Origin of the sequence: Trabulsiella odontotermitis, assembly GCF_001297775.1 — a bacterium.
In the GTDB taxonomy this organism is placed as follows: domain Bacteria; phylum Pseudomonadota; class Gammaproteobacteria; order Enterobacterales; family Enterobacteriaceae; genus Trabulsiella; species Trabulsiella odontotermitis.
Window position 1 is genome coordinate 206178 of the sequence record NZ_LIFX01000004.1, and the last position, 11714, is coordinate 217891.

At 52.6% G+C, this 11714-nt stretch carries 10 protein-coding genes and 2 pseudogenes; 11 read left to right on the top strand and 1 reads right to left on the bottom strand.

Features of this window, described 5'->3' with window-relative positions; genetic code table 11:
- Nucleotides 1-16 precede the first annotated feature (16 nt).
- From AOY23_RS06620 to AOY23_RS06660, 10 genes and pseudogenes are all read left to right on the top strand, one after another.
- Nucleotides 17-3196, top strand: a complete 3180-nt coding sequence (locus tag AOY23_RS06620) for a TipJ family phage tail tip protein (RefSeq protein ID WP_054178589.1) — start codon at nucleotides 17-19, stop codon at nucleotides 3194-3196.
- Entirely contained in the window at nucleotides 3196-3507 is a 312-nt protein-coding gene (locus AOY23_RS06625; protein ID WP_054178588.1) for a hypothetical protein, read from the top strand. The genes AOY23_RS06620 and AOY23_RS06625 overlap by 1 nt, the downstream gene beginning before the upstream one ends.
- On the top strand, nucleotides 3507-4157 hold the full coding sequence (locus AOY23_RS06630) for a hypothetical protein (RefSeq protein WP_054178587.1): 651 nt from the start codon (nucleotides 3507-3509) through the stop codon (nucleotides 4155-4157). The genes AOY23_RS06625 and AOY23_RS06630 overlap by 1 nt, the downstream gene beginning before the upstream one ends.
- A 107-nt stretch (nucleotides 4158-4264) precedes the next feature.
- Nucleotides 4265-4498, top strand: coding sequence for a phage exclusion lipoprotein Cor (gene cor, locus AOY23_RS06635; protein WP_054178586.1), 234 nt, complete (start codon nucleotides 4265-4267; stop codon nucleotides 4496-4498).
- Nucleotides 4499-4561: 63 nt separating this feature from the next.
- A pseudogene (locus AOY23_RS06640) lies at nucleotides 4562-4966 on the top strand (hypothetical protein); the annotation flags it as partial.
- A gap of 1409 nt (nucleotides 4967-6375) precedes the next feature.
- On the top strand, nucleotides 6376-6765 hold the full coding sequence (locus AOY23_RS06645) for a tail fiber assembly protein (RefSeq protein WP_054178585.1): 390 nt from the start codon (nucleotides 6376-6378) through the stop codon (nucleotides 6763-6765).
- Nucleotides 6766-6902: 137 nt separating this feature from the next.
- A complete protein-coding gene (locus AOY23_RS21620; RefSeq protein WP_072170938.1) occupies nucleotides 6903-7223 on the top strand; it encodes a metalloregulator ArsR/SmtB family transcription factor in 321 nt (106 codons plus the stop codon).
- Nucleotides 7224-7267: 44 nt separating this feature from the next.
- Nucleotides 7268-8557: an arsenic transporter gene (locus tag AOY23_RS06650; RefSeq protein WP_054178584.1), complete on the top strand. Its 1290-nt coding sequence runs from the start codon at nucleotides 7268-7270 to the stop codon at nucleotides 8555-8557.
- A gap of 12 nt (nucleotides 8558-8569) precedes the next feature.
- Complete coding sequence (gene arsC / locus AOY23_RS06655) at nucleotides 8570-8995, top strand: glutaredoxin-dependent arsenate reductase (RefSeq protein WP_054178583.1); 426 nt, start codon at nucleotides 8570-8572, stop codon at nucleotides 8993-8995.
- Nucleotides 8996-9182: 187 nt separating this feature from the next.
- Nucleotides 9183-9350: pseudogene (locus tag AOY23_RS06660) on the top strand (isocitrate/isopropylmalate family dehydrogenase); the annotation flags it as partial.
- A 63-nt stretch (nucleotides 9351-9413) separates the two neighbouring features.
- Here the strand turns inward: AOY23_RS06660 and AOY23_RS06665 are convergent.
- A complete protein-coding gene (locus AOY23_RS06665) occupies nucleotides 9414-10175 on the bottom strand; it encodes a sulfite exporter TauE/SafE family protein (protein ID WP_054178581.1) in 762 nt (253 codons plus the stop codon).
- A 105-nt stretch (nucleotides 10176-10280) separates the two neighbouring features.
- Between AOY23_RS06665 and AOY23_RS06670 the strand changes: the two genes are divergently transcribed.
- Nucleotides 10281-11165, top strand: a complete 885-nt coding sequence (locus AOY23_RS06670) for a LysR substrate-binding domain-containing protein (RefSeq protein ID WP_054178580.1) — start codon at nucleotides 10281-10283, stop codon at nucleotides 11163-11165.
- Nucleotides 11166-11714: the final 549 nt, after the last annotated feature.

Here is an 11714-nt window from a genome sequence, read left to right on the forward strand (position 1 = left end):
TTTTTGTGGGAAAAATATGGCCAGAGAAATTAAGGGCAAAAAGGGCGGTGGCTCAAGCGCCCGCACGCCAGTTGAACAGCCTGACGATCTCCAGTCTGTGGCAAAGGCGAAAATCCTCATCGCGCTTGGTGAAGGGGAGTTTGCCGGTGGTCTGACGGGGAAAGACATTTATCTGGATGGTACCCCACTGGAGAACAGCGACGGTTCGCAAAACTTCAGCGGCGTTGTCTGGGAGTTCCGCCCGGGAACGCAGGCCCAGCAATATATTCAGGGCATACCGGGTAGCGAAAATGAAATCAACGTCGGGACAGAAATCACCAGCACCACCGCGTGGACACATACCTTCACCAACACCCAACTATCCGCAGCCCGCCTGCGCCTGAAATGGCCCTCACTGTACAGGCAGGAGGACGACGGTGATCTGGTGGGGTATTCCATCAAATACGCCATTGATCTGCAGACCGATGGCGGCGCGTGGCAAACGGTTCTGAATACCAGTGTGACCGGGAAAACCACATCCGGTTACGAACGCAGTCACCGCATCGATTTGCCGCAGGCCGGAAGTACCTGGACTCTTCGTTTACGCAAACTCACGGCTGAAACCAATAGTGCAAAGATCGGCGAACGCATGACGCTCGAGAGCTATACCGAGGTGATTGACGCCAAACTGCGCTATCCGAACACGGCGTTGCTCTACATTGAATTCGACTCGAGTCAGTTCAATGGCGCTATCCCGCAGATCTCCTGCGAGCCACGCGGTCGGGTGATCCGGGTTCCTGATAACTACGACCCGGAAACCAGAACCTACAGCGGCACCTGGACGGGAGCCTTCAAATGGGCGTGGACGGACAACCCGGCATGGATTTTTTACGATCTCGTGATCACCGACCGCTTTGGCCTGGGGAACCGACTCACCGCGGAGAATATCGATAAGTGGGCGCTTTACCAGGTCTCACAGTATTGCGATCAGATGGTGCCTGACGGCAGGGGCGGCAGCGGCACTGAACCCCGCTATCTCTGCAATGTTTATGTTCAGGAACGTAATGATGCCTTTACTGTGTTGCGGGATTTTGCGGCAATATTTCGTGGCATGACGTACTGGGGCGGCGACAAAATTGTCTGCCTGGCGGATATGCCCCGTGATGTGGACTACAACTACACGCGGGCCAATGTCATTGACGGTAAATTCACCTATTCCGGCAGCACGACCAAAACACGCTACACCACTGCGCTGGTGTCGTGGTCCGATCCGGGCAATGGCTATGCCGATGCCATGGAGCCGGTATTTGAGCAACCGCTGGTGGCCCGGTACGGATTCAACCAGCTCGAGATGACCGCCATCGGTTGCACCCGTCAGTCCGAAGCTAACCGCAAAGGGCGCTGGGGCATCCTCACCAACAACAAAGATCGCGTGGTGACCTTTCCGGTCGGTCTGGACGGCAATATCCCGCAACCCGGTTACGTCATCGCGGTCGCCGACGAAATGCTGTCCGGCAAAGTAACGGGCGGACGAATCAGTGCGGTAAACGGGCGCGTTATTACCCTCGACAGGGAACCCCATGCGTCGCCCGGCGATCGGCTGATGGCGAACCTGCCCTCCGGCGCTTCCCAGAGCAGGACGATTCAGGCCGTGAATGGTCGGGTTGTCACGGTGTCTGCCACATACAGTGAAACGCCGGTACCGGAAGCTGTCTGGGTGGTTGAGTCTGATGAATTGTATGCACAGCAGTACCGGGTGGTAAGCGTCGCTGACAATAATGACGGGACTTACGCCGTGTCCGGGTCTTTCCACGATCCGGATAAATACCAGCGTATTGATACCGGCGCCATCATTGACCAGCGGCCCGTCTCGGTTGTTCCGCCAGGGAGCCAGCGCGCGCCGGAGAATATCGTCATCGACAGCTATTCCTCTGTCAGCCAGGGGATCAGCCTGGAAACACTGCGGGTGGCATGGGACGTGACTACAAACGCCATCTCTTATGAAGCTCAGTGGCGGCGTAATGATGGTAACTGGATCAATGTGCCGCGCAGCTCCACCACCTCGTTCGAAGTACCGTCCATCTACGCCGGGCGATATCTGGTCAGGGTGCGGGCGATCAATGCCGCGGAAATCTCCAGCGGATGGGGATATTCGGAAGAGAAAACGCTGACCGGCAAGGTGGGCAATCCGCCGAAGCCGGTGGGGCTTACCGCGACGGGCATTAACTGGGGGATCCGCCTTAACTGGGGATTCCCGGCCAATACCGGCGACACGCTGAAAACGGAAATTCAGTACACGGCGAACGCTGACTTTTCGGATCCGTTGTTACTCAGCGATGTTCCGTACCCGTCCTCGGAATACATCCAGCTCGGGTTAAAGGCAGGCCAGGAATTCTGGTACTGCGCGCAGCTGGTCGATAAGGCCGGTAATGAATCAGGATTTACCGACTGGCTCCGCGGCATGGTCAACAATAATGCGGAGGATTATCTCGGCGATATCGGAGATGGTTTCCTGACGTCAGCCGACGGTGAACAGCTGACCAGTGATATCAATACCAGTCTCGAAGCCGCCCTGCAGAATGCGCTGGCAAACAACGCCGCAGTCGATCACCAGTGGCGACAGTATGGCGAAGTGCGCGCCGATATCCTGGTCGTCAAAACTACTGTTGCCGGTATTGATAAGGCAATGGCCGATCTGACAACCACTGTCCAGGCGCAGATCAGCGACGTTACCGCGTCGCTCGAGGACAAGCTCACCGCGACGGTGGATTCTGACGGCGCAACGGCTATTCACACCCTGAAAGCGGGCATCAGGATTAACGGGGTGATGTACAACGCCGGGATGAGCATTGCGGTACTGGCCGAAACAGGGAAGCCCGTGGTCACACGTGTGGGTTTCAATGCTGACCAGTTTGTTCTGCTGAGCGGCAGCGGAGATACGCAGTATTCACCATTTGCGGCCATCGACGGGCAGGTGTTCATCAGTTCTGCGTTTATCCAGGAAGGCACGATCGATAATGAAAAAATCGGCAATTACATTCAGTCGGACAACTACGTCTCGGGAGAGGCTGGCTGGAAACTGGACAAGAGCGGGACGTTCGAGAATTACGGGACAGATGGTGCCGGTGCCATGAAGCAAACCAACACCACAATCAGCGTTAAGGATGAAAATGATCGCCTGCGCTGCCAGTACGGGAAAATTACGGGGGTATTCTGATGGCCTGGGGGTTTCAGTCATGGGATGCCAGCGGAAAACCAAATAACTATGGCATCGTTCCGATTACGATCGTGGGGCGGCTCTTGCTCAATTTTGAACAGCTGACAGCGTCACAGACCTTTACCGTGCCGGACGGGTATGTGCTGGATTATATCCAGTGCCCGAGAAGTATCAGCTATACGACGAAGAGAAGGGTGATATCCGTCAGTGGCGGGACGGTAACCGTCAGGCAGGGCGGGGACACCAGTTTCGGGATTGGTACGGAATCCGCGCAGGCGGCCACGATTGTTGTTTATCTCAGGAGGGCCTGATGACGTGGGGTGTTTTACTGACGACAGAAGATGGCGTGCCATTTTTAACGGATGAATCCACGCCCATTTCCTTACAGGGGAAATACTCAGCTTCCGGTAGCGGAAATGTCAGCGTTACCATCACGGTTGATACTGATGATGTGGCAATGCCTTTTTGTGTTTCTACAGCCGACACTTTTTTTGCCTATTCCCTGTCAGGTACTTCACTGACCGTAACGGCGTACCCGATTAGCACCTTCAGTGGTTCCTATACCTTAACCTGCTACCTGTTCACCACCAGGGCACAACCTTTACCCGGCTGGGGGCTTGCGATCTGGGATAAAAACGGAAAATGCATCCTCACCAACGAAACCAGAGTCCTGACCGATATCGTCAGTATTGGAACGAAAGGTGGGGCGAATTCGGGGCTCAATCTGAGTGATACCCGTTCCGGTAAATGGGGGATCATACCTGAGCTTGCCGGATTTTATGTCGGTGTCTATCAGCAGCGCCCCTTCCAGATAGGGATTGGTATGGCGGCGAAATATAATGGTACTTCAACCGTAATCCACCCGGTAATGTCCGTGCCCGTGCCTGTTGGCGGGCAACTGGGGACACCGCTGGATGCGAAAACCGTGGTGCGAGCGATAGACCTGTCGAAATATGATTGATCGTTTTGAACGATCAATTTTATGTGATTGATCTGGCAAATCAATTATACCCATTACTTTAATGTTGCTATTGTTTTATTTCATAAATTCAAATGGATATAACCCAAATGACAAAGCTGCTCTTATTCGCGGCTGTTTCAGTCATGTTGACCGGCTGCGCCGGTGTACTTGAGAAACAGGCGCCCGTTTGTCAGGGAACGGCAATGATTGGTGGGCAGGAAACAACGGTTGAAATCTATGGTGTGAGGAAGGTGGGGGCACAGACGCAGTATCGTGCCGGTCCCCCGTTCAGCTGGCACTGGGTCAGCAAAAACAATTTTACCAGCACGACCTGCAAGTAATTTAAAGCACTCTTCGAACCCCGCTCAGGCGGGGTTTTTTATTACCTGAATACAGGAGCCAGTATGTCTGCAGGAACGTTAGCCCTGACGAACAATTCAGCCTCCGTGGGGGGGGACGGCACCACGTTTACCACGGATCTGACGGCGGGTGATTTTATTGTGGTGACGGTCGGCGGCGTGCCATACACGTTGCCGGTTAAAGCGGTGAACAACAACACCGCGCTGACGCTCGTCAGTAATTACTCCGGACCGACTCAGGCAGGCGCCGCATGGTCAGCGGTACCACGCGCAGCGCTCAATATGGTGACGGCGGCGCTGGTGGTCCAGAGCACCGAAGCCTTGCGAGGACTCAATGACGACAAACAGAACTGGCAGGCCGTTTTCAGTGCCAGCGGTGATATCACCGTGCTTCTGCCGGATGGTTCCACGTTTACCGGACCGAGCTGGAAAAGCATTCAGGACATACTGACCAGTATCGACATTGATGTAGTGCAACAGCTGGCTGACCAGGTACGGGGTGATGCGCTGCAGGTGGCGACCGACAAGGATGCCGCGCATTCTGACGCGGTGGCGGCCCGCGCTGATGCGGAGGCAGCGGAATCCGCTAACAGCAGCGCGCAGAGCGCGAAATCGGCAGCAGAAACAGCCGCAGGAACCGCCACCAGTAAAGCTACTGAAGCTGAGGGCCATGCTGACGCTGCCGGGACGGCGCGGGCGGCGGCGGAACTGGCCGCCGCCACGGTGCAGCCTGAGAACCTGCTGCAGAACATGAACAACCTTAATGACCTGACAGACAAGCCTGCTGCGCGCAGTAATCTGGAGGTATTCTCCAGAACTGAGATTGCCGACCTGCTTCCTGGCTATCTGGGGCAGGTTGACTGGCAGGAGATGCGCGGGGCGCTGGAGCCGGGAACCGCGCCGCGGGACGGGCAGGAAGTTGACCAGACGGGCATCTTTGCGGATCTGTATGCCAGAGCGATCGCCGGTAAGCTGCCGACCTGCACTGAAGCGGAATGGCAGGCCGACCCACTGAAACGCGGCTGTTATGTGCCGGAATCTTCGCCAGGTAAAATGCGCTTACCGGATGATAATGGCGTGCAGCCTGGATCGTTGCGTATTCCGGTAAAAGTCGGCGACGCGGGTGATATGTCCCTGATGGGGACCATGGCAGGATCTGCGCTGCCTAACATCAAAGGGACTCTTCTGGGTAGCACCGCCCGGGGCGTCTATAAAGATGATGTTTCAGAGATAAACGGCCCAATCCAGAAAATTCAGCAGTACACCGGGAACGGGATCGTGCCCCAGAGCACGGCGTCAGCGGCGAACGAGCGCTATCAGATTGGGTTCAATGCGACGCTCGCCAGCGGCGTATATCAGGATGGCGTAACGGAGATTCAGCCTAACCGCCAGTACGGCTGCTGGACGGTGCGTTTCGCCACCCGGGCGACTAACGGCGGCAGTATTGATGCCCTGGCACTGGCGACGGCTATCGCTGAGGGCGATCAGATTAATGCGAACGCGATTATCGCGACCAATGAACGCATCGACTATGCGCTGCTGGACTTCGGGGCAATGGCGCTGTCGCAGCGGAAGGTGCTGGCTAACCCGTTCGGCAATAATCAGCCGGTAGAGGTTATTGCGGAAATCCTGCGGACAGATCTTACCGGACAGGCGCGGTGGGGGGATTCAGGCTGGATTTACTCCGCTGGTGGGTATGGAACCAAAGGCAGTTATATGGAAGGTGAGGGGATTGTCGTTCAGTGCGGCAATAACTCGATGGGGAACACCAGTACTCAGACAGGCACACCACACCAGATCACCGCGACGACAGCGGTCAATAACGTCCCTGTCCGCGTCCATGTCAGGAAAATAACAGCATGAAAAAAATCTATGTAAGCCAGGCCGATAACCGGAGCTGGAGCACAAGTCCTTCGGCATTCGAAGGGCTGAACTACCCGGCCCTCGTCCCGGATAACTTCACTGGTGGCGCCATGACCCACAACCGCTTCACGGATGAATGGGTGAAGGATGCACCGCACATCAACACGCATGAAGATGATGTGATGGAGGCTGAGGCGAACAAAGTCATTCTGGTCAGCGAAGCCGAACGGATCATGTCTGGCTGGGTGGTTGACCTGACACTGGGTACAATCAGTGAGGAAGACAAAGCTAAGCTAATCGCCTGGCGTAACTATGTGAAAGAACTGGATGCGCTTAATCTGGATGTGGTACCGGATATCGTCTGGCCATCACTTCCTGCCGCTTAATTCCTGAACAGCATGAAAAAGGTTATCTGGCACCGGTTATTGAAATAAGTGAGCGAGTGGAGCGATGAATGTGCCTCTTTAAATAATTATATATATGATTTACCATATATGTAAGTGAGCGCTGTCGAGGCTAAAAAATGCTACATCCGGTCCAGCTTTTCAAAACTCTCTCCGATGAAACCCGTTTGTCGATTGTGATGCTACTCAGAGAATCTGGAGAGCTCTGCGTCTGCGATCTCTGCGCAGCTACAGGTGAATCCCAGCCTAAAATCTCCCGGCATATGGCTATCTTACGCGAATATGACCTTGTGGTAGACCGGCGCGAAGGTAAATGGATTCATTACCGCCTGTCTTCGCATATTCCTGCCTGGGCTGCTGGTGTTATCGATACTACCTGGAATTGCCTGCGGGAAGACGTCCGCGAAAGGCTGAAATCGGTTGCACCAGGTAAGTGTTAAAAGAATAAGACACATTCAATTATTCATATGTGATGGAGTAGGTGATGTTACTCGCAGGCGTGATTTTTTTGCTAACCCTCGTATTGGTAATCTGGCAGCCGAAAGGGTTAAGTATTGGATGGAGTGCTGTTATTGGTGCTGCGCTGGCGATGGTCAGTGGCGTGATCAGCATTAGCGATATTCCCGTTGTGTGGAATATTGTATGGAATGCTACGGCCACCTTTATTGCCGTCATTATTATTAGTCTCTTACTTGATGAATCTGGTTTTTTCGAATGGGCAGCGCTGCATGTTTCTCGTTGGGGAAATGGCCGTGGTCGGCTCCTGTTCACTTATATCGTTTTGCTTGGCGCCGCAGTGGCGGCGTTATTTGCCAATGATGGTGCAGCGCTGATCCTGACTCCGATCGTGATAGCCATGCTGCTGGCCTTGGGATTCAGCAAACGTGTCACCCTGGCGTTCGTAATGGCAGCAGGTTTCATTGCAGATACAGCCAGTCTGCCCTTGATTGTTTCGAACCTGGTAAACATCGTCTCGGCCGATTTTTTCCGGCTCGGGTTCACCGAATATGCGTCGGTGATGGTACCGGTGGACATAGCAGCAATTGCCGCCACGCTGGTCATGCTGCACTTGTTCTTTCGCAGGGACATTCCACCAGTGTATGACCTGGAGAAACTCAGGGAGCCTGCACAGGTGATTAGGGACCCAGCAACGTTCCGTACTGGCTGGATTGTTCTGTTAATGCTTCTTGTTGGTTTTTTTGTGCTGGAGCCGCTTGGTATTCCGGTGAGTGTTATTGCAGCAACCGGTGCGGTCATTTTGTTCGCTGTTGCGAAAAAAGGGCACGCCATCGATACCGGGAAAGTATTGCGCGGTGCACCGTGGCAAATTGTTATTTTCTCGTTGGGAATGTATCTGGTTGTCTACGGATTGCGTAATGCCGGATTAACTGGATATCTCACAGGCATCCTGAATTTACTGGCGGATAAAGGTTTGTGGGCGACTACAATGGGTACGGGGTTCATTACCGCTTTCCTCTCTTCTGTCATGAACAATATGCCTACGGTGTTGATCGGGGCTCTCTCCATTGATGGCAGCGCGGCAACCGGCGTCATAAAAGAGGCAATGATTTACGCCAATGTAATAGGGTGCGATCTGGGGCCGAAAATCACGCCTATCGGTAGCCTGGCAACGCTCCTCTGGCTCCATGTTCTTGCGCAGAAAAATATGACCGTCACCTGGGGATATTACTTCCGTACTGGTATTGTCATGACGCTGCCAGTGTTGTTTGTGACGCTGGCGGCACTGGCACTGCGTCTCTCTTTTAACCAATAATTGGGTATCGTTATGAGCAACATTACCATTTATCACAATCCGGCCTGTGGCACTTCGCGTAACACGTTAGCGATGATCCGTAACAGCGGTGTTGAGCCGACAGTTATCCTTTACCTCGAGACGCCGCCGTCGCGTGATGAACTGGAGTCACTCATTGCAGAGATGGGTATTAGGGTGAGGGATCTGTTACGCCAGAATGTTGAACCTTATGCGCAACTGGGACTTGATGAAGATAAATTTACGGACGATCAGTTGATTGATTTTATGCTCCAGTTCCCGATTTTAATCAACCGTCCAATCGTCGTGACTCCTCTGGGTACCCGGCTATGCCGTCCTTCTGAGGTTGTGCTGGATATTCTGCCAAACCCGCAGAAAGGTTCCTTTGCGAAAGAAGATGGTGAACAAGTCATTGATGAAGCAGGGAAGCGGATCAAGTAATTGCTCGGATAAGTGAACACTTCACCGCCGGGCGCTCAACTGCATAAATACTGGATTTAGCGTTCCCCAAAACGATAAATAAGTTAAGTATTATCAATGCATTAGTATTTGGCTTCGAAAGTAAAAAAAGATCCATATATTAATGTTTATTCAAATTAAATCAGACAGTTATTGTAAAATTTTGTATGTAATGCTGCGCCACATGGAATGGTTCGAAGCCGCAGACCTGATCGTGAAAGGTATGGAAGGCGCCATCGCAGCCAAAACCGTGACCTACGACTTTGAACGTCTGATGGAAGGCGCTAAGCTGCTGAAATGTTCAGAGTTTGGCGACGCGATTATCGCGAACATGTAATCCACTTGCTGGGTTAACTAAAAACGGGAGCCTGAGGGTTCCCGTTTTTATCTGCCACTCGCGTCAGTGAAACGTTTCCCATATCAGTTTTATCAGCAGCGTACACGCCAGTAACAGGAAAAGCCGACGTATCCAGTGATTTCCTCCCTTGAGTGCAATCTGTACGCCGACAAGCGAGCCACCAATGGCCGCAATCCCCAGCGGAATAGCCAGCTCATAATGAATAAGACCGTTCGGGATGAGAAAAAATAGTGTCGCGAAGTTCGTGCCAAAATTGACGACTTTTGCGCAGGCGGTGGCGCGCAAAAAATCAAAATGAAAGAAACGGATAAACAAGAACAGCAGAAAACTTCCCGTTCCCGGACCAATAAATCCGTCATAAAAGCCAATCGCAAACCCCAGCAAGATCCCCTTGAGAAGGTCAGCCCGGTCAGGTGGCTGGCTGCTGTCATGATGCCCGAACTGCGGCCGGAACCAGGTGTAAGCCACCATGATCGCCAGTACGACGATAACGACCGGGCGCATCCATGCGGATGGCATAAAGTCCAGTAGCCTGATCCCCGTGTACGCACCAACCACCGCGCTGACTGCCGTGGGCAGGATCAGTTTCCAGGGAAGCCGCAGCCTTGTCATGAACTGCCTGACAGACATCAGGTGCCCCATCACAGACGAGAGCTTGTCGATGCCCATGATTTGGGCAGGGGTGAAATGTGGGAGGGTGGTATAGAAGGTCGGAATCGTGATCAATCCGCCACCGCCGACTGCCGCGTTGATGATCCCGGCAATAAATGCCACCGGCAGCAGTATGTAAAGCTCGTGGTTCATTATGTTCTTTTCTCAACGGTACACACATTGGCCGCTATGGTAGGATTGCGCTGTCTTACTGTCTAATATATAAATAAGCGATGATTTATATAGCAGGACATATAAGTGGAATTTCGCCATCTCCGGTATTTTCTGACAGTTGCTGAAGAACTGCACTTCACACGCGCAGCAGAAAAACTCAATATCGGCCAGCCTCCGTTGTCGCAGCAGATTCAGTCACTTGAAAGCGAGCTGGGCGTCAGACTCTTCAACCGGACGAGACGCAGTGTGGCTCTGACGGAAGCGGGTGAGCACCTCGTCACTCAGGCGAAGGAAATCTTACGCATGAGCAGCAGTCTGCGTGCTGAACTGCTTGATATCGAGCAGGGGAAAACGGGAGAGCTGCGGATAGGCTTTACCACTACCGGTTTGTTTGTGGATGAACTCAGCCAGCCGCTGAAAACCTACAGACGCCGTTATCCTGATATCAGGATTTCACTCTGTGAGATGTACTCCCGCCAGCAATTTGACGCTCTTCTTAATCAGGAAATCGACGTCGGCTATGTGCGTCTCACACCCGGAACACGACAGGACGGGCTGGATATTCGCATCCTGCGGCATGACCGGCTTTGTGTTGTTCTGCCTGAAGATCATCCTGAAGCGGCAGCAGATTCTCTGACCCTTACGGATGTGTGCAATGAGCCGTTTATCTTTTACCCCGAAAAATCAGGGGCTGCAGTTCCTGAACTGGTCAGACGGCTTTGTCAGCGATCCGGATTCGTGCCGACGGTCGTTCAGGAAGCCGCTGAAGTTTTGACTCATATTGGCCTTGTCGCGGCGGGTGTGGGCATTTCTGTTCTCCCAAAACCGGTTGACAGCCTCAGGCCCGGCGGGGTGGCGTTCATCCCTCTAGCGGATGAAGGTGCTGAATTGTGTATGGGCCTGGTGACCCGCGACGAAGAGAAAAGTATGCGGATCCTTAACTATATCAATCTGGCTACATTTCGGTGATTACACCGTTTAGCAAATAGTGCTGTCGCTAAATCAATGAGCAGATCGCTTATTGTGAATAAAATTCTTACGACATTGACAAATATTCCTGAATATAAACCCGCACGCCTCTTTAATTCGTGACAGAGCAACTCAATGAAATAAGCACTACTAAGAATTTACGTATGTAATTTTTTTAGAGGCATTATTAAGACCTTGCCTGCCTGTTTTTCCTCTATTGACTTGCTCTCAGCGTAGTGTGAAACTTTATCCTGGATGCAATATAAATAACGCTAATGAATTTATAGCTCGTTTTAGCAGGAATGCCTGTGGAAAAGGCAAGGGAGATATATTGTGTTTCCTGTCGGTGCTCTCATGACGCCCCCAAAAATAACGACCTTGTAGTATTTATTGATTTGTCCATCGCCGGGATGCATGGGGAGATTAAATAAACCACCTCACTTAATGATAATTCCCACTGCGATAAAGATGCTTTTCAGAAAGTTTTTCTGAAAAGACGGCGTCTGTTTATTGTTTAATAAAATAAAACTGTCGAATTTATTTGTATTT